At 66.6% G+C, this 18653-nt stretch carries 18 protein-coding genes; 8 read left to right on the top strand and 10 right to left on the bottom strand.

Going from position 1 to position 18653, the window contains the following annotated elements; all coding sequences use genetic code 11:
- Positions 1-76: 76 nt before the first annotated feature.
- From DDT93_RS24490 to DDT93_RS24480, 3 genes are all read right to left on the bottom strand, one after another.
- Complete coding sequence (locus DDT93_RS24490; RefSeq protein WP_109468553.1) at positions 77-1597, bottom strand: formate dehydrogenase beta subunit; 1521 nt, start codon at positions 1595-1597, stop codon at positions 77-79.
- Entirely contained in the window at positions 1594-2082 is a 489-nt protein-coding gene (locus DDT93_RS24485; protein WP_198654964.1) for a formate dehydrogenase subunit gamma, read from the bottom strand. The genes DDT93_RS24490 and DDT93_RS24485 overlap by 4 nt, the downstream gene beginning before the upstream one ends.
- Before the next feature lie 105 nt (positions 2083-2187).
- Positions 2188-3078: a LysR family transcriptional regulator gene (locus DDT93_RS24480; protein WP_109468552.1), complete on the bottom strand. Its 891-nt coding sequence runs from the start codon at positions 3076-3078 to the stop codon at positions 2188-2190.
- Between the two features lie 235 nt (positions 3079-3313).
- Between DDT93_RS24480 and DDT93_RS24475 the strand changes: the two genes are divergently transcribed.
- The 4 genes from DDT93_RS24475 (at position 3314) to DDT93_RS24460 (ending at position 8673) form a co-directional block, all read left to right on the top strand.
- Positions 3314-4711, top strand: coding sequence for a hypothetical protein (locus tag DDT93_RS24475; RefSeq protein WP_109468551.1), 1398 nt, complete (start codon positions 3314-3316; stop codon positions 4709-4711).
- A gap of 130 nt (positions 4712-4841) precedes the next feature.
- Positions 4842-5333, top strand: coding sequence for an ureidoglycolate lyase (locus DDT93_RS24470; protein WP_109468550.1), 492 nt, complete (start codon positions 4842-4844; stop codon positions 5331-5333).
- Positions 5330-7111 (top strand): hydantoinase/oxoprolinase N-terminal domain-containing protein, encoded by a 1782-nt coding sequence (locus DDT93_RS24465; protein WP_198654963.1) that lies wholly within the window; start codon positions 5330-5332, stop codon positions 7109-7111. Before DDT93_RS24470 ends, DDT93_RS24465 begins: the two co-directional genes overlap by 4 nt.
- Entirely contained in the window at positions 7108-8673 is a 1566-nt protein-coding gene (locus DDT93_RS24460) for a hydantoinase B/oxoprolinase family protein (RefSeq protein ID WP_157960285.1), read from the top strand. Before DDT93_RS24465 ends, DDT93_RS24460 begins: the two co-directional genes overlap by 4 nt.
- A gap of 16 nt (positions 8674-8689) precedes the next feature.
- On the opposite strand, the gene DDT93_RS24455 is transcribed toward DDT93_RS24460, so the two are convergent.
- Positions 8690-9565: a 3-hydroxybutyryl-CoA dehydrogenase gene (locus tag DDT93_RS24455; protein ID WP_109468547.1), complete on the bottom strand. Its 876-nt coding sequence runs from the start codon at positions 9563-9565 to the stop codon at positions 8690-8692.
- 202 nt (positions 9566-9767) lie between these two features.
- On the opposite strand from DDT93_RS24455, the gene DDT93_RS24450 reads away from it, so the two are divergent.
- Positions 9768-10595, top strand: coding sequence for a DUF6473 family protein (locus tag DDT93_RS24450; protein WP_109468546.1), 828 nt, complete (start codon positions 9768-9770; stop codon positions 10593-10595).
- A gap of 38 nt (positions 10596-10633) precedes the next feature.
- Here the strand turns inward: DDT93_RS24450 and DDT93_RS24445 are convergent, their stop codons facing one another.
- From DDT93_RS24445 to DDT93_RS24420, 6 genes are all read right to left on the bottom strand, one after another.
- A complete protein-coding gene (locus DDT93_RS24445; protein WP_109468545.1) occupies positions 10634-11560 on the bottom strand; it encodes an electron transfer flavoprotein subunit alpha/FixB family protein in 927 nt (308 codons plus the stop codon).
- Positions 11560-12318, bottom strand: coding sequence for an electron transfer flavoprotein subunit beta/FixA family protein (locus tag DDT93_RS24440; protein WP_109468544.1), 759 nt, complete (start codon positions 12316-12318; stop codon positions 11560-11562). The genes DDT93_RS24445 and DDT93_RS24440 overlap by 1 nt, the downstream gene beginning before the upstream one ends.
- Positions 12319-12539: 221 nt before the next feature.
- Entirely contained in the window at positions 12540-13112 is a 573-nt protein-coding gene (locus tag DDT93_RS24435) for a cob(I)yrinic acid a,c-diamide adenosyltransferase (protein WP_109468543.1), read from the bottom strand.
- Entirely contained in the window at positions 13113-13319 is a 207-nt protein-coding gene (locus tag DDT93_RS24430; protein ID WP_109468542.1) for a twin transmembrane helix small protein, read from the bottom strand.
- A 76-nt stretch (positions 13320-13395) separates the two neighbouring features.
- Positions 13396-14223, bottom strand: coding sequence for an SDR family NAD(P)-dependent oxidoreductase (locus DDT93_RS24425; RefSeq protein WP_109468541.1), 828 nt, complete (start codon positions 14221-14223; stop codon positions 13396-13398).
- A gap of 79 nt (positions 14224-14302) precedes the next feature.
- A complete protein-coding gene (locus DDT93_RS24420) occupies positions 14303-15034 on the bottom strand; it encodes an SH3 domain-containing protein (protein WP_157960284.1) in 732 nt (243 codons plus the stop codon).
- Positions 15035-15237: 203 nt separating this feature from the next.
- Between DDT93_RS24420 and DDT93_RS24415 the strand changes: the two genes are divergently transcribed.
- The 3 genes from DDT93_RS24415 to DDT93_RS24405 all read left to right on the top strand — a co-directional run.
- Positions 15238-17670, top strand: a complete 2433-nt coding sequence (locus DDT93_RS24415; protein WP_109468539.1) for a DNA topoisomerase IV subunit A — start codon at positions 15238-15240, stop codon at positions 17668-17670.
- A gap of 128 nt (positions 17671-17798) precedes the next feature.
- Positions 17799-18401, top strand: coding sequence for a hypothetical protein (locus tag DDT93_RS24410; RefSeq protein WP_109468538.1), 603 nt, complete (start codon positions 17799-17801; stop codon positions 18399-18401).
- A 125-nt stretch (positions 18402-18526) separates the two neighbouring features.
- Positions 18527-18653 (top strand): GTP-binding protein (locus DDT93_RS24405; RefSeq protein ID WP_232825566.1); only part of this gene is annotated, 127 nt, incomplete at its 3' end.

Raw genomic sequence — 18653 nt, 5'->3', positions numbered from 1 at the left:
GCGCTCCTCGCTTCTTTGGGTTCACAAATATCCCGGGGGGTGCGGGGGGCAGCGCCCCCCGTGGTCAGGGGCCCGCTCATTCCGCCGCCTCCTTCATGCCGCCGAATTCCTCGGGGAAAGCCTGCAGCGCCGACATCACCGGGTAAGGCGTAAAGCCCCCCAGCGCGCAAAGCGAGCCGTCCTTCATGGTCTCGCAGAGGTCGGTCAGCAGTTCCACCGCCGCGCCGTCGCCCCGCGCGATGCGGTCGATGGTCTCGACACCGCGCCGCGCGCCGATCCGGCAGGGCGTGCACTTCCCGCAGCTCTCGATGGCGCAGAACTCCATCGCAAACCGTGCCATCTTCAGCATGTCCGCAGTATCGTCGAAGACAACGACGCCCGCGTGACCGATCAGCCCGCCCTGGCCGTCGAACTCCTCGTAGCCGAAAGGCGTGTCGAACTTCTCGACCGGCATGTAGGCGCCCAGCGGTCCGCCCACCTGCACGGCCTTGACCGGGCGGCCCGAGCGGGTGCCGCCGCCGATCTCGTTGACCAGGTCGCCCAGCGGCATCCCGAAGGCGGTTTCGAACAGCCCGCCGCGCGCCACGTTCCCGGCGATCTGGATCGGCATGGTGCCCTTGGACCGGCCAAGTCCGAAGCTCGCGTAATGGGCCGCGCCCTTCTCGAAGATCACCGGCACCGTCGCCAGCGAGATCACGTTGTTCACCACCGTCGGCTTGCCAAAGGCGCCTTCCAGTGCGGGCAGCGGCGGTTTGGCCCGCACCACGCCGCGCTTGCCCTCGAGCGAGTTGAGCAGCGAGGTTTCCTCGCCGCAGACATAGGCCCCGGCGCCCACGCGGACTTCCATGTCGAACACCTTGCCCGAGCCGAGCACGTCGACACCCAGAACGCCACGGGCGCGCGCCACGCGGATCGCGGCCTCCATCACGGCGATGGCGTCGGGATATTCGGAGCGGGTGTAGAGATAGCCCTTGGTTGCTCCGACAGCGATCCCGGCGATGGCCATCCCCTCGATCAGGGTAAAGGGGTCGCCCTCCATGATCATCCGGTCGGCAAAGGTGCCGCTGTCGCCCTCGTCGGCGTTGCATACGATGTACTTGCGGTCGGCATGGGCCAGCCGCACGGTGTCCCACTTGATCCCGGTGGGGAAGCCCGCGCCGCCGCGCCCGCGCAGTCCCGAGGCCTTGACCTCGTCCACGATGGTCTCGCCGCTCATCTCCAGTGCACGCCGCAGACCGGCAAGCCCGCCGTGCGCTTCGTAATCGTCCAGCGACAGCGGGTCGACCACGCCGCAGCGCGCAAAGGTCAGTCGCGTCTGCCGTTTCATCCAGTCCAGGTCCTCGACCGGGCCGAGCGCCTTCTTGTGGTCGGTGTCGAAGACAGCCGCCGCCTCGCTGGGCAGCAGGGGGCCGTAGCCATGACGCACACCGTCACGTTCGACCTCTACCAATGGCTCCAGCCAGATCATCCCGCGCGAGCCGTTGCGGACGATCTCGACCTCGACGCCACGCGACCTGGCCTCGGTGCGGATGGCCTCCGCGACCGCATCTGCACCCAGCGCCTTGGCGGCGCTGTCGAGGGGGACGTAGACCTTCATGCCCCGGCCTCCGTCAGAATGCGGTCCATTCCGGCCTCGTCGAGTCGCCCGATCACCTTGCCGTCCATCATCGCGGCGGGGCCACAGGCGCAGAGCCCGAGGCAATAGACCGGCTCGACCGTCAACGCGCCGTCACGGGTGGTCTGGTGCCAGTCGAGCCTGTGCTTCTTCAGCACCGCCTCGGCCATCACGTCGCCTCCCACCGCCTGACAGGCCTCTGACCGGCAGATCTTGAGCACCCGGCGACCGGCAGGCACGGTTCTGAAATCATGGTAGAAACTCATCACGCCATGCACCTCGGCACCGGTGATGTTCAGCGCCGACGCGATCATCGGGATCGCGCTCTCGGGGATGTAGCCAAAGGCTGCCTGCAACGCGTGGAAGATGGGCAGCAACGGGCCTTCGAGATGAAGCTGGCTGTCGATCAGCGCCTGGATCTCTTGCGCATCGGGCAAGGGAAGCGGCACGGCGGATGGCTGAGGCATTGGCGACTCCGGCGATAGAACTGGCTGTTTCTAACGGACGGAGTGATAGCGTTTCAATACTGCGATTCCGTCAGACGATTGAAGTTCTCTATCAAAGATACCGGCTCATTCGCCCGTCCGAGCGATCTGATGCGCCACGTCGAACAACTCCTGCAGAACCGGCGTGTGGGGTTCCTGATACTGGGCGACCAGCCCGACCATGCGCGCTGAGACTCCCTCGCGCAGCGGGATCACCCGCACCGGTTTGCCAGCCGTCAGAAACCCGGCGATGTCATCGGGCAGGATGGTGACCCAGTCGCCGTTCACCACGTTTGAAACAAGCACAACGGTCGAGTTGGATTCGATCATGGAGGGCGGGGCCAGCCCGGCCTCCATGAAATTGCGGTTGATGATCCTGCGGTTCTGCATGTCCGGTGTCAGCAGGCACAGCTTGAGCCCGGCGATTTCGCTCCACGAGATCGAGGTTCGGGCGGCCAGCGGATGGGTCTCGCTGCAGATCAGCGTGTAGGTCTCCCGGTAGAGCGGCGTGCTGGCCACGCGCCCGAGCGGTTCGTTGTCGAGGTAGGTGATGCCCGCGTCCGCCTCGAGATCTTCGATGCGCGAGAGGATTTCCTGCGAGTTCCGCGACAGGATCGAAAAGCCCACGTTGGGGTGCAATGCGTTGAAGCGGCTGGCCAGGTGCGAGGCCCAGGTCAGGGCCGTGGGAATGACCGCCAGCCGGATCTGCCCCGAAAGTCCCTCGTGCGAGAAGCGCATCTCGTCGCGCAGGCGGCGGGCGTCGCTGACGATGCGCCGCGCCATGACCAGCGCCCTCTGACCCTCCGGGGTGAACCCGCCAAAGCGCGAGCCCCGCTGCACCAGTTTGACCCCGAGATGGTCTTCAAGCTGGCGAATGCCGGTCGAGAGCGTAGGCTGGGTGATGCCAAGGCTTTCGGCCGCGCGTCCGAAGTGATGTTCCTTGGACAGGGCGATCAGCATTTCAAGCTTGTTGATCATTATTGGCTCTCACACCTGGCTCATTTGATAGGAAATCTCTATCACTTTGCGAGGTCGCGCGGAACAGGCGCCGTGAGCGTCCCCTCAAGATCGCAGTCTGCACGCAAACCGGGCGCTCCGGACAGCTTGTGATCACAAAGCAAAAAACGGGACGCGGGGTTGCCTTGTTCACTTTCCCGGTTTGGACTAGGCCCGCACCGCGCGGGCCGGATCCGCGCCACTCGGGACACGTTCGATGGTATCCGCCCAGCTTCTGGATCGCTGCACCGCCCTTCTGCTCATCCTGCTCACGATCATGGTGGCGACCTCGGAATGGGGGAGCGACCTGTTCGATCCGCTGATCCCCGGGCTGACATTGCTCGTCCTCGTCGTCCTGTTCTTCCGGGTCCGCAACGCACGTCGGGTCTTCGTCGGGGTCGGGGTGGCGCTGGTGCTCCTGCTGGCACTGACCCATCCTGACGTGTGGTGGGACACCACGGTGCGCGCGCTGCGTTCCTCGGCCTTCATCGCGGCTTTCTTCACCGCGCTCTCGACCCTGCGCAACGTGGCCGAGACCTCGCCCGCGATCCGCGCGGGCGGCATCTTCCTTGCCGCGCAGCCGCCCGGCCGCCGCTATGCCGCGCTGACCGCCGGGGGCCATCTCTTTGCGCTTCTGCTGAACTACGGGGCGATCTCGCTGCTGGGCAGCCTCGCCTCGACCAGTGCGGCGACCGAACCCGACCCGGTGATCCGTTCGCACCGGACGCGGCGCATGCTGCTGGCGATCCAGCGCGGTTTCGTCGCCTCGCTCCCCTGGTCGCCGCTGGCCTTTGCAATGGCGATCACAACTGCGCTGATCCCGGACGCACGCTGGTCTGATGCGGTCCTGCCCGGGCTTGGAGCCTCGGTCATCCTGATGGCGACGGGCTGGGCGCTCGACACCATATTCAAACCCCGCCTGTCCGCGCCGGTCGTTCGCAAACCGCAGGAGGGAAGCTGGGCGCTGATGCTGCCGCTCTTGTTCCTGCTGGCGCTGATGGGGATCACTGTCTTCACCCTGCACGAGGCGACGGGCATCAGGATCGTCGGCATCGTGATGGTTGAGGTGCCGCTGATCTCGACGATCTGGGCGCTGATCCAGTGGCGCGGCGGTGCGCCCGGGGCCGAACCGGGACCGCGCATCCGGCGTTACCTCACCCATGACCTGCCGGGCTACAAGGGCGAGCTGACGCTGCTGATGATGGCGGGCTTCATCGGGACAGTGGGCGCGCCCGTGCTTGCCCCGGTGATCGCGGCTGCGGGTCTCGACCTCGGTGCCTTGCCCGCGGGGGTGATCCTTGTGGCGCTGGTCTGGCTGATCCCGCTGCTGGGGCAGCTTGGCATGAACCCGATCCTCGCGGTCACGCTGCTGGCGCCCTCCATCCCGACCGCCGACGCGCTGGGCGTACCGCCCGCCGCCATCGTCACCGCCATCGTTTCGGGCTGGGCGATCAGCGGTGCAAGCTCGCCTTTCACGGCGACCACGCTACTGATCGGGTCTTTCGGCGGGGTCAGCGCGGCCCATGTCGGCGTACGCTGGAATGCGGGCTACGTCGCTGCCGTGCTGCTGCTGCTCTCCGCCTGGGTCCTGTTCTTTGCCTACGTGCTGGCCTGATCGTAGGGCGGCGACGGTTTCGAAGGTAGAAAGGCAAAAGCGATCCGCACCAACAGGTTGCCTCGCGTGGCGGGCAGCGCGATAGTCACATGGTTCAAGCCTAAAGCATCTCGACTCGAAAGGGCCGCCCATGATCCAGACCCGCCCTCTCACGCCGGATACCTTTGCACCCTTCGGTCACGTGGCCCGACCGGGGCTTGGCGCGGTCAAGACCATCCGCGACGGGGCGGTGCGCCTGTCCAAGTCCGAGACCCGGTTCCGAACCTTGCCGGAGGCCGCCGAACCGGCACTGGATTTCTACGAGGTCGCGCCCGATGCGCTGCCGCTGCGGGCGTCGCGGCTCGAGCGGCATCCGTGGTCGGCGCAACTGTTCTGCCCGATGGGGGTGGCGCGCTGGCTGGTCGCGGTCTGGCCCGATGGGCCGGAAGGCGCGCCGCTGGCCTTTGTCGCCGGGCCACAGGATGTCGTGACCTACGCGCCGGGGCTCTGGCATCACGGGATTGTCGCGCTGGACCAGCCTGCCTGCTTTGCCTCGCTGATGTGGAAAAGCGCCGAGGGGGTCGGCGATACCGAGTTCCACGATCTTGCCGCGCCGGTCGATATCGCATGGCCCGCCGCATGACACGGCTGGCCATCGACTTCGGCGCGCGCTTCACCGACGCGCTGGCCTGGGACGACACCGGGGCACGGATCGTCAAACTGCCCTCGGGCGAACCGGCGGAGGTGCTGGCCAAGGCGCTGGAGCAGCTCGCCCTCGACGCGGCGGAGTTGGAGGACGTGCGGATCGTCACCACCGCCCCGCTGAATGCACTTCTGGCCCGGCGACCGGCCCGCACGGCGCTGATCACTACGCGCGGGTTTGCCGACACGTTGCAACTGGGGCGGCAGAACCGCGTCGCCCTCTATGACCCTGTCGCGCAATCACCCGCACCACGCTTCCTTGTCGAGGATACGGCGATCCACGAAGTCAGCGGTCGTCTCGATGCCGAGGGGGCCGAGATCGAACCGCTTGATCAGGAGGGCCTCGCCGCCGCCATCGCCGCGATCCGGGCCGCCGGGGCCGAGGCGATCGCGGTCTGCCTGCTGTTCGCCCATGTCAATTCCACCCACGAGGAAGAGGTCGCCCAAGCCCTGGCGGCGAGCCTGCCCGGCGTCACGGTCTCGCTGTCCCATCGGGTCGATCCTGCCCCCCGCGAGTACGAACGCACGGTTTCCACCCTGCTGGATGCCTGGCTTTCGGCCACGGCGGCGGCGGATATGCGGGCGCTTTCTACCGAACTCGTGGCGCGCGGGTTTTCCGGTCCTCTGCTCTATGGCGACGGGCAGGGGGTGCTCGTACCCGCCGCAACGGCAGAGGCTGAGCGCGCTAGGGTGCTGGCGGGGGCCCCGGCGGCCGCGGCGCGCGCGGCGGCCGCCCTGTCAGACGAGGCAACCCTTGCCGTCGATATCGGCTCGCAGAGCGCGGATATCTCCCTCTCGCGCGGGGGAGAGGTGATCAGCGAGCCGCAGGGCAGCCTCGCCGGGGTGCCGCTGCGGATGACGACGGCGGACATGGCAAGTGTCGCGCTCGGCGGGTCCCGCGCGGTGCGGGCCGAGGGCGGCCGACTGCGGTTCGATGGGGCGGAGGGCGTGGCCACGCTGGACGATGCGCTCTGCCTGTTGGGCCGGTTGCAGGAGGGGCAGCCGGATCGCCTCGCCACGATCGCCGCCTCCATCGGCACGACACCGGAAGAGGCGGCGCAGCGCATCGTGGCCTCGGCGGAGGCCGAGATGGCCGCCGAACTGACCCGCTTCGCCACCCGCCGCAACGTCGACCCGACCCGCGCCCGACTGGTGGTGATGGGCGGCACCGGCGCACTTCTTGCCGCCGGTGTGGCTCAGGCGAAGGGCCTCGACCGGGTAACGCTGCCTGACGCTCCCGCTGCCGCTGGCGCGACGGGGCTGGCGCTGTCGACCCGCCGGGCCGAAGCCCGCGTTGCTGTCGATACGCCGCTGGCAGACCTGACTCCGGCAACGCTTGAGAAACTGCTGACGGATCTGGACGCAAGGCTGGCCGATGCGCCGGGCCTGACGGTCTGGTCGCTGGCGCTGGCGGCGCGACGCCCCATGCATCCCTTTCCGCTGCGTTTCCACGAACGGCCCGCCTCCGGCGAGGAGATCCTGACGGCATTCGCTGAGGCCTATGCCGCCGCCTACGGGATCGCGCCGCCCGGGCCCGGGCACCTGTTCCACGTGATCGCATGGCGCGATGCGCCGCGAGCGCTCTTTCCCGGCGTCCCCTCCGCCACATCGCCGGGTCCGGGCGCGGTGGCGACCGCGGCAGGGGTGGTCTGGGTGCCCGAGGGCTGGCGCCTCGTTCCGGGCGACGGCGATTCCCTGTTGGAAAGGATCGCATCATGAGTGACCCCGCGCGCATCCTGCAACTGCGCCTCGACGGTCTGGCCGAGGTCATGCAACAGACCCTGCTGCGCTGCGCTGTCTCGCCGGTGGTGCGCGAGGGGGCGGACGCGTCCTGCGCCCTGTTCACCCGCGATGGCGAGGTGCTGGCGCTGTCCGAAGCGATCCCGCTGCTGCTCGGCGCCTTGCCCGGCACGGTGGGCGCGATCCTCGACGCCTACCCGGCGGACCGGATGAAGCCCGGCGATATCTTCGTCACCAACGATCCCTTCTCGGGCGGAACGCACCTGCCCGACATTGCGCTGGTGCAGCCGGTCTTTGCCGGGGAGCAGCTCGTCGCCCTGACGGCAAGCCTCCTTCATCATCAGGACGTGGGTGGCAGCCGCGCCGGGTCGGTCCCGCCAGACGCCACCGAGATTTACCACGAGGGACTGCGCCTCCCCCCGATGCAGGCAGGGAGCGAAGGGGCCTTCAGCCGCGAGTTCGCGGGCCTGATCCGTGCCGCCTCGCGCGCGCCGGAGGTTGTCATGGGCGATCTCGAAACCCAGATCGCCGCCGGACACCGGGCGGCCGAGGGCGTGGCTCGGATCGCTGCCGACCTTGGCACGGCGGAGTTCCTGGCAAGTGTCGCCGCGCTGCTGGACCGGGCGGAGGCCGAGACCGAGGCCACGCTCGCGCGCCTGCCTTCCGGGCCGTTCCTCGGGGCCGACGAACTGGACCCGGTCCCGGCGCTCGGCCCCTGCGCGGCGAAGGTGGCGGTCACCATTGCAGAGGGCCGCCTGACGGCCGACTTCGAGGGGTCCTCTCCGCAGGTCAAGGCGCCGGTGAACTGCGTGCGCTCCGGTCCCCTCTCGGCAGTGCTCTACGCAGTGCTCACGCTGGCCGGACCCGAGGCACTTCGAAACGGCGGAATCCTTCGCCGCATCGCGTTGCGCCTGCCAGAGGCCAGCGTGGTCAACGCATCGCCACCGGCGGCGGTGAACGCGCGGATGAACATGGTGCGTTGCATCACCTCCGCCGTGTTGCAGGCGCTGGCCGAAGCCGATGCCGCGCGCATGCCCGCCGCCAATTCCGGCATGTCCTATGTCATCGCCTTTTCGGGGCGCGACCCGCAGGGACAGCCGTTCCTCTCGACCGAGATCGTCGCGGGCGGGGCCGGGGGCGGGCCTTACAGGGACGGGGCCTCGGGCATCTCGACCGATGTCGGCAACGCGATGAACATCTCCGCCGAGGCACTGGAAACGCTGGTTCCGATGCGCCTGCTCTCGGCCGAGCGCAGGCGCGGGTCTGGGGGAGCCGGGCAGTTCCGGGGTGGCGACGGCATCCGCCGGGTCTACGAGGCGCTGACCGACGGGATCGCGGCCTCGATCCGGGGCGAACGCTTTGCCCGGGTCGCCAAGGGAGCCCACGGCGGCGGCTCGCCGGTCGGATCGGCGGCGACGGTTCTGAGGGCGAATGGAGAGGTCGAGCACCTGACGGCACGCTCGGCGATCACGCTGGACCGGGGCGACCGGCTGGTGATCGAAAGTTCGGGCGGAGCCGGGTACGGACAACCCGGCGCTTGAGCGCCGGGCGTCGTTCTCAGCGGGTCGGAACCGGGGTTTCGCCGCGGTAGTCGTAGAAGCCACGCTGGGTCTTGCGGCCCAGCCAGCCGGCCTCGACGTACTTGGTCAGCAGCGGGCAGGGGCGGTACTTGGTATCCGCCAGCCCGTCGTGCAGCACGTTCATGATGGCAAGGCAGGTGTCGAGCCCGATGAAGTCGGCCAGCTCAAGCGGACCCATCGGGTGGTTCGCGCCCAGCTTGAGCGCCTCGTCGATGCTCTTCACGTTACCGACGCCCTCGTAGAGCGTATAGACCGCCTCGTTGATCATCGGCATCAGGATGCGGTTCACGATGAAGGCCGGGAAGTCCTCGGCCGAGGACGCGGTCTTGCCGATCCTTGCGACCACCTCGTGACAGGCCTTGTAGGTGGCCTCGTCGGTGGCGATGCCCCGGATCAGTTCGACCAGCTGCATCACCGGCACCGGGTTCATGAAGTGGAAGCCCATGAATTTCTCGGGGCGGTCGGTGCGGCTCGCGAGTCGGGTGATCGAGATCGAAGAGGTGTTCGAGGTCAGGATGGTCTCGGGCTTGAGGTGCGGCTGCAGATCTTCGAAGATCGCCTGTTTCACGCTCTCACGCTCGGTCGCGGCCTCGATCACGAGGTCGGCAGAGCCGAGATCTGACAGCTTGAGCGTGGTGGTGATGCGCGACAGCGCGTTCTGCATGGCCTCTTCGGAGATCTTCCCGCGTGCGACCTGGCGGCTCAGGTTGCCCTGAATGGTGGACATCGCCTTGTCGAGCGCTTCCTGGCTGATGTCGGTCATCAGCACGTTGTAGTCGGCGGCTGCCATCACGTGGGCGATGCCGTTGCCCATCTGGCCTGCGCCGATCACCCCGATTGTTTCAATAGCCATGCGTCCTGCCTTTAACCCCGTGAGCCCGTTATGTGACGCGGCGACATTACCGGGGGTTCCGGGGGAGGGACAAGGGGGGCGGGACCAGCATTTGCATCGCCGGGTGCGGTTCCGCTCCGGCGCGCAGGAAAATCGGCTGCGTTAGGTCTTTGGCAAGCGATTCGGGAGACAGTGCCGCCCGGGAAAACGCGTGGCGGGACATATGAGCATCGAGATTCACGGCGCATTCGCGCTTGACGAGCCGCCGTGCCGCTATGGCCGGTCCAGACTGCAATGCCGGGGTCCGTTACGGCGCCCCGAGCCGCCCTACTTCGCTTTTCTGGGCGAGTCGGAGACCTATGGGAAATACGTGAAACGCCCCTTTGCCGCCTTGCTCGAACGTGACATCGGGCAGGTCTGCATCAATCTCGGCGCAACCAACGCGGGGGTGGACGCCTACCTCGGAGACGACACCCTGCTGGAGATTGCCGCCGGGGCGACGCAGGTGGTGATTCAGGCGATGGGAGCGCAGAACCTCACGAACCGATACTACCGCGTTCACCCGCGCCGGAACGACCGCTTCGTGGCGCCGGAACCGGCCCTGCGCCAGCTCTTCCCCGAGGTCGATTTTACCGAGATACACTTCACCCGGCACCTCCTCGCCGTCCTCGCAGGGGTGTCGCACCGGCGATACCTCTCGGTGGCGGCCGAACTGCGCCAGACCTGGCAGGAGCGAATGAGCGCCCTGTTGGGAATCCTGCCGCGCCCGCCGGTCCTGCTGTGGCTGCGTTACGATCCCGGCGGCGGTGCATGGCCGGAGCCGGTCCTCGTGGGGCAGGAGATGGTCGTTGCCCTGGCGCCCGCGCTGGCACGGGTGATCGAGGTTCCGGCCGAACCGGCGGCGGTGGCGGGAGAGATGAACGCGATGATCTATGCCCCGGCCCAAGCCGCCGCAGCAGCGCGGATGATCGGGCAGGGCGCCCACTACACCATTGCCGAGGCGCTGGCGGCGGCGCTCCCGCAGGCGCCCGAATCGAAACGGCCCGCCTGAAACAGGCGGGCCGTCGAATGACTTGCCTGAGGGTATCCTCAGAGCTTTTCGATCAGCGCCGGAACAGCCTCGAACAGGTCGGCAACCAGGCCGTAGTCGGCAACCTGGAAGATCGGTGCCTCTTCGTCCTTGTTAATCGCGACGATGATCTTGGAGTCCTTCATCCCGGCGAGGTGCTGGATCGCGCCGGAGATGCCGACAGCGACATAAAGCTCGGGGGCGACGACCTTGCCGGTCTGACCCACCTGCCAGTCGTTCGGAGCAAAGCCCGAGTCGACGGCGGCGCGGGATGCACCGACGGCAGCGCCGAGCTTGTCGGCCAGTTTCTCGATCAGTTCGAAGTTCTCTTCCGAACCCACGCCACGGCCGCCGGAGACGACGATGCCAGCCGAGGTCAGCTCGGGACGATCGCTTGCCGCGACCTTGTCCTCGATCCACTCGGACAGGCCCGGGTTCGCAGCTGCGCCAATGGTTTCGACTGAAGCCGAACCGCCGGTGCCGGCCGCGTCGAAGGTCGAGGTGCGGAAGGTGATGACCTTCTTGGCATCCGACGACTTCACGGTCTGGATCGCGTTGCCCGCGTAGATCGGACGCTCGAAGGTCGAGCCGTCGACCACGCCGGACGCATCCGAGATCACCATGACGTCGAGCAGCGCGGCAACGCGCGGCATCACGTTCTTGGCGTCGGTGGTGGCCGGAGCGACGATGTGCTCGTAGTCGCCTGCCAGGCTGACGATCAGCGCGGCAGTGGATTCGGCGAGGCGGTGACCCAGCGACGGGTCTTCGGCGACCAGCACCTTGGCAACGCCGTCGATCTTGGAGGCGGCTTCACCGGCTGCGGCAGCAGAGCCACCCGCGCAGAGCACGGTCACGTCGCCCAGTGCCTTGGCAGCGGTCACGGCCTTGGCGGTTGCGTCCAGCGACAGTTCGCCGTCGGTCACTTCGGCAAGAAGCAGAACAGCCATTACACGACTCCCTTTTCTTTGAGTTTGGCGACCAGCGTATCGACGTCCGGAACGATCTCGCCAGCAGCGCGGGCTTCGGGCTCGGCAGTCTTGACGATGGCAAGGCGCGGGGTGACGTCGACGCCGTAGTCGGCGGCGGTTTTCTCGTCCAGCGGCTTCTTCTTCGCCTTCATGATGTTCGGCAGCGACGCATAGCGCGGCTCGTTCAGGCGCAGGTCGACGGTGATGATGGCGGGCATCTTCACCTTGATGGTCTGCAGACCGCCGTCAACTTCACGGGTCACGACGGCGTGGTCGCCCTCGACACCCAGTTCAGAGGCGAAGGTGCCCTGGGACCAGCCCAGCAGCGCCGACAGCATCTGGCCGGTGGCGTTCATGTCGTTGTCGATCGCCTGCTTGCCGGCGAGCACGAGGCCCGGCTGCTCTTCCTCGACGATCTTGGCGAGGATCTTGGCAACGGCCAGCGGCTCGATGTCGGTGTGCACGTCGTCGGCTGCGACGACGAGGATCGCACGGTCGGCGCCCATGGCCAGCGCGGTCCGCAGGGTTTCCTGCGCCTGCTTGACCCCGATGGAGACAGCGACGACTTCCTCGGCCTTGCCGGCCTCCTTCAGACGGATCGCCTCTTCGACGGCGATTTCGTCAAAGGGGTTCATCGACATCTTCACGTTGGCCAGATCGACACCGCTTCCGTCCGCTTTCACGCGAACCTTCACGTTATAGTCGATCACGCGCTTGACAGGTACCAGTACCTTCATATGCGGTTCTCTCCTCAGTCTTATGAGCCGCAATCCGACTCGATCCTTGATTCATTCCCGCAGTTGATAGCGGGGGTTAACACTCGGAAACAGGGTAAAATCGTCACCATTTCGACGTTAGACGTCGCGTTTTGCGGGCGTGGGTTTCGGATCTCCGGCGTTGATAGCGCTATCCGTTACACGGGCTGGCGAAAACTCTTCCGTTCGTATCGCTACGATCCTCAGCGGTTGGCGCCCGGCACCCAGAGCACATCTGCGCGGCCCTGATCGTTGGCGGTGCGTGCAGCGACGAAAAACCAGTCGCTCAGTCGGTTCAGGTACTTCACCGCTGCCGGGTTCACATCCTGGCGGCTTGCCAGTTCGACGGTCAGGCGTTCGGCACGGCGGGCCACGGTGCGGCAGACGTGGAAATGCGCGGCCAGCGGCGATCCGCCGGGCAGGACAAAACTGCGCAGTGGCGAGAGATCGGCATTCATGGCGTCGATCTCGGCTTCGAGCCTGTCGACCTGCGACTGGATCATGCGCAGCGGCGGGTACTCGGCCTCGGCGTCGGAGGCCATGTTGGGGCGGCAGAGATCAGCCCCGAGATCGAACAGGTCGTTCTGGATCCGCATCAGCGCCGCGTCGGTCTCGTCCTTGGCATGCAGCCGCGCGACGCCAAGCTGGGCGTTCAACTCGTCCACGGTGCCATAGGCGGCAACGCGGGGCGCGTATTTGGCGACCCGCGAATTGTCGCCGAGCGCGGTCTCGCCCGTATCGCCGGTCCGGGTGTAGATCTTGTTGAGGACAACCACTTACGACCCTCCGAACTTGCCACGCAGAAAGACGAAGAGCAGGATCAGCACCACCGCGAGGAACTGCAACAGCAACCGCAGGCGCATCATCTTGTTGGCATATTTGGCGTTGAACTGGCCACCCTTGGCAAAACCGCCGATGCCGATCGCCAGAACGATGACGACAGCGGCAAGCATCACGAGGATCAGCGCGTAGAGACCGGACATCGGTGTCCTTCCTGTTGAGTCAGCGCAGGATCTAGCGCGGTGAGGCCCAAAAGGCGAACGGCAATTTGTCCCGCCCTCAGATGCGCGAGATCAGGTAGTCCTGCAGGCGTGTCGGCAGCAGTCGGCCCAGCAACGCCGAGACGTAGGTGGGTACGGTGACGAGATAGCGGGGACGGGGCCGCGCGGCCTCGAGGGCGTGCACCAGCTTGGCGGTGACGGCGGAGGGCGGCAGTTCGAACCGGTCCGGCGCGTCGCTCTGGTACATTCGGGGGATGATCTGGCTCTCGTACCCCGCGCGGCGGGGCGAGTTCTGCCAGTCGATCCAGCGCTCGAACGGGGCGATCCCGTTGCGCCGAAAGGCGGTGGTGATCGGGCCGGGTTCGATCAGGCTGACATGGATACCTGTGCCGCGCATCTCCAGCCGCAGCACGTCGGTGTACCCTTCCAGGGCATGCTTGGTGGCCGAATAGGCGCCGCGCCAGGTCATGTAGGTGAAGCCGAGTGCCGAGGAACACTGCACGATCCGGCCGTGGCCCTGCGTCCGCATCACCGGGATCACCTGCCGCGTCAGGTCGTGCCAGCCAAAGAAATTAGCCTCGAAGATCGCCCGCAGCCCATCGGTGGGCAGGTCCTCGATGGCAGCGTTCAGGGAATGGGCGCCGTTGTTGAACAGGGCATCGAGCGTGCCGCCCGTGGCCTCCAGAACCTCGGCCAGTCCGGACTGGATGCTGGCTGTGTCGTTGTAGTCGATCCTCGGGGCGTCGAACCCCTCGCTGCGCAGGCGGTCGCAATCCGAATGCGCGCGGCACGAGGCGAACACCCGCCAGCCCCGCGCGCGCAGGCCATGCGCCGCATCGTAGCCGATGCCGGAGGAGCAGCCGGTGATGAGGATCGTTCTGGCCATGGCGTGTCCTGCTTGTCTAGGTCACGCACAGCTATGCCGGTCCCCTGCGGAAATGCAATTCCCGCCTGCCGGTAGATGCTCAGTCGAAGGCGATGGTTTCCGAGGGGCTGATCAAGCGCTCGGCGATCCAGCCGACACGGTCCTCGGGCATGATGCGGATTCGCAGCCAGCCGCGCTTGTTGTCGCCCAGCACCTCGACCGGGTGACCGCGGTCCAGTCGGGCCATGATGTCGCTCTGGGTTGTGGGCTCGGTCCGCATGTTGACATGAGAGCCGACCACCTCGCGCATGTCAGAGACCGCCGGTGAGTCCGCATAGTTCTCCGCCTCGGCCTGCGGCTGTGCCGGTTCGGCCACCTGCGCCGGTTCTTCTTCGGGCAGGCCGATGGGGCGGTCATTGCCAAGCGAGGCCACTTGCACCCCGTTCACCATGTGGAGCGAGGGGCGGTTGGAGAATTGCGACAGGCCGTCGAGGATGTTGACCCGCGCGCCAAGGGCAGACTGCGGGATCGCGTTCATCTGGCTGTCCTCCAGCGGGCGCGAACTGGCCTGAAGGATCACCGCCTCGGTCCGGGTGGGGGCGGAAGCGGTCCGCTCCGTGGCCGGTTGGAGTGCCGCGACCTGCGGCTGTTCCACCGGCTGTGCCGGACGCGCGGCTGCGGGTTCGGGACGGGCAGGGGCGGGCGATGCTTCGGCGGCGGCAACCACCTCGACCACCGGTTCCCGCGTCGGGGCGATGAAATCCGCGCCTCCGCTCAACTCGTAAAAGGCCCAGCCCATGAAAATGAATGAAACAAGAATATAGCGTGGCATGACGCTCCCCCGACAAAAGCACTGATAATGAAAAACGCTTGGCAGCATTCGGTTCCCATATCTTACAGAAAAATCGGTCGATTTTCCATGACAGAGGGGATTTTCCCGAGGGGCTGACCGGCACGACACGATCCGCGCCAAGCATGTGGATAAGCCTCTAAGGCTGCTTTACCCCGGCTCGTGCCCGTTGTACCACAGCATCTATGAGTGATCTGGTTGATGACCCCAACATGGAGGAGCCCGGCAAGGGCGGCGAAGTAGCGGAACCGCTGCGGCGCGCCATTGGCGAACGCTATCTCACCTACGCGCTGTCGACCATCATGCACCGTGCTCTGCCGGACGCGCGGGACGGTCTGAAGCCTGTTCACAGGCGAATCCTCTACGCGATGAGTCGCCTCAGGCTTGCATCGAACGGGCGATTCCTGAAGTCGGCGAAGATCTCGGGCGACACCATGGGGGACTTCCACCCGCATGGCGACGCGGCGATCTATGACGCGATGGCCCGCCTCGCGCAGGACTTCAACGTCCGCTACCCGCTGGTCGACGGGCAGGGCAACTTCGGCAACATCGACGGCGACAACCCGGCCGCCAGCCGTTACACAGAGGCGCGGATGACCTTCGTCGCCGAGGCGATGCTGGAGGGGCTCGACGAGAACGCCGTCGACTTCCGCGACAACTACGATGGCCGCCTGCAGGAGCCGGTGGTACTGCCGGCCGAGTTCCCGAACCTGCTGGCCAATGGCGCGGCAGGCATCGCGGTCGGCATGGCGACGAACATTCCGCCGCACAACATCGCCGAGCTGTGCAACGCCTGCCTTCACCTGATCAAGACGCCGGACGCGCGCGACGACACGCTGCTGCAATACGTTCCGGCGCCAGACTTTCCGACCGGCGGCGTGATCGTTGAATCGCCTGCCAGCATTGCCCAGACCTATCGCACCGGGCGCGGCTCGTTCCGTCTGCGCTGTGTCTGGGAGGTCGAGGACCTTGGGCGCGGCCAGTGGCAGATCGTCGTCACCGAGATCCCCTATCAGGTCCAGAAGTCCAAGCTGGTCGAGAAGATCGCCGAGCTGATCCAGACCAAGAAGGTGCCGATCCTGGCCGATGTCCGCGACGAATCCGCGGATGACGTGCGCATGGTGCTGGAGCCCCGGTCCAAGAACGTGGACCCCGAAGTCCTGATGAACATGCTGTTCCGCAACTCGGATCTCGAGGTGCGGTTCTCGCTGAACATGAACGTGCTGATCGACGGCGTGACGCCCAAGGTCTGCTCGATGAAGGAAGTGCTGCGCGCCTTCCTCGATTTCCGGCAGGAAGTGCTGCTGCGCCGGTCACGCCACCGCATGGGCAAGATCGACCACCGGCTCGAGGTGCTGTCGGGCCTGATCACCGCCTTCCTGAACCTCGACCGGGTGATCGACATCATCCGCTACGACGACGACCCCAAGGCGGCGTTGATGTACGAGGACTGGAGCCATCCGCACCAGGCCACCATCGTGCGCGCCACCTCCGAGAGCGACTATCGCTCGCCGCTGATCGGCGTCGATGTCTCCGCGCTGAGGCTGGTGCAGGATCTCGACGCGCTGGCGCCGAGCTTCCTCGAGGACGACGCGCCGAACACCGCGCCCAAGAGCTACGAGGGGCGCGAGAACGGCCTCTCCGACGTTCAGGCCGAGGCCATCCTCAACATGCGCCTGCGCAGCTTGCGCCGGTTGGAGGAAGAAGCCCTGGTGCGCGAGCGCGATGCGCTGATGGAAGAACGCGCCGGGATCGAGGACCTGCTGGAGAACGAGGACCGTCAGTGGTCCACCATCGCCGATCAGCTGCGCGCCACCCGCCAGAAATTCGGCAAGGATTTCGAAGGCGGCGCCCGCCGGACCCGTATCGAAGAGGCGGGCGAGGCCGAGGAAGTGCCGATCGAGGCCATGATCGAGCGCGAGCCGATCACTGTCGTCTGCTCCCAGATGGGCTGGATCCGCGCGATGACCGGCCACATCGATCTCGACCGCGAACTGAAGTTCAAGGACGGGGACGGGCCGCGCTTCATCTTCCATGCCGAGACCACGGACAAGCTGCTGATCTTCGGTTCGAACGGCCGCTTCTACACGCTCTCCGCCGCCAACCTGCCGGGCGGGCGCGGCATGGGCGAACCGCTGCGCCTGATGGTCGACCTCCCGAACGAGGCCGAGATCATCGACATGTTCATCCACGTGCCGGACCGCAAGCTGCTGGTCGCCTCCTCCGCCGGGGACGGGTTCCTCGTGCCCGAGGCCGAGGTCGTCGCGCAGACGCGCAGCGGCAAGCAGGTCCTGAACGTGAAGGACGACGTGCGCGCCAAAGTCTGCAAACCGCTGCGGGGCGATGCCGTCGCGGTGGTCGGCCAGAACCGCAAGGTGCTGGTCTTCATGGCGGACGAGCTGCCCGAGATGGGTCGCGGCAAGGGGGTCCGGCTGCAGAAGTACAAGGATGGCGGGCTGAGTGATGCCACCACCTTCGTGCTGGCCGAGGGCCTGAGCTGGAAGGACCCGGCGGGTCGCACCCGGACCGAGACGGAACTGGAAGAATGGATCGGCAAGCGCGCCGGGTCCGGCCGGATGGCACCGCGAGGGTTCCCGCGTGACAACAGCTTTACCTGAGGGGGGCCGTCCGGTGCCCTTCGGGGCTCCGGGGGCGGCAGGTTGCCGCCTTGCGATTTGCCAGGTGCGCCGGGCTGATCTATGTCCATCCCGACTGAAAATCTGAGACGACGCTGCTGAGAGGCCTCATGATCCGACTGATTTCCCTGCTGTCCGCGCTGGTCCTTTTCGCCGGATGTGCCGCCGCACCCGACCCGGACGCACCGCTGGCCGACCTCGGAGTCTTCCGGCTGGGCTACAACGTGGTGCTCGCAGACAAGGCCCGGAAGGGCCCGGTCTCGCGCGATGCGACGCCAGAGGAATGGGTCGCGGTTCTGAAGCCGGTGGTGGCGAAACGCTTTGGCCGGTACCAGGGCAACCAGCTGTACCACCTCGGTATTTCCGTCGAAGGCTACGCGCTGGCGCCCAAGGGCGTGCCGGTGCTCTACAACCCGAAATCCGCGCTGATCCTCAACGTCACGGTGTTCGACGACGCCGCCCAGCAAAAGCTGAACCCGTCGCCGAAACAGTTCACCATCTACGAGACCACGACGCAGGAAAGCTTCTTCCTGGGCTCCGGCCGCGAACGCACGCGGGAAGAGCAGATGCAGGGCCTCGCGCGCAACGCGGTGCACGAGATCGAGGCCTGGATGGCAGAGCAGCGGCAGGCCGAGGGATGGTTCGAGCCGCGCGCGGGTGCGGCCACCGAGGCGGTGGTCGACCACCCCGAAATGCAGGCGGTCTCCGAGTAGCGACCACGGCAGGCGCGGGCGGGGCGAGATCTGCTTGATTTTCCCCCCTGAACCCCCTATGTCGCCCGCGCAGAGACGAAACCCACGGTCCCAGCGACCCAGATATCAAAAGGCGCCTAAAAGACATGGCAAAGGCAAAGTTTGAACGGACGAAACCGCACGTCAACATCGGCACGATCGGTCACGTTGACCACGGCAAGACGACGCTGACCGCAGCGATCACCAAGTACTTTGGTGACTTCAAAGCCTACG

The sequence above is a fragment of the Albibacillus kandeliae genome, from assembly GCF_003116585.1.
GTDB lineage: Bacteria > Pseudomonadota > Alphaproteobacteria > Rhodobacterales > Rhodobacteraceae > Albibacillus > Albibacillus kandeliae.
The sequence above is the reverse complement of the archived record's forward strand: the minus strand, read 5'-3'. Positions and strand labels throughout refer to the sequence as shown.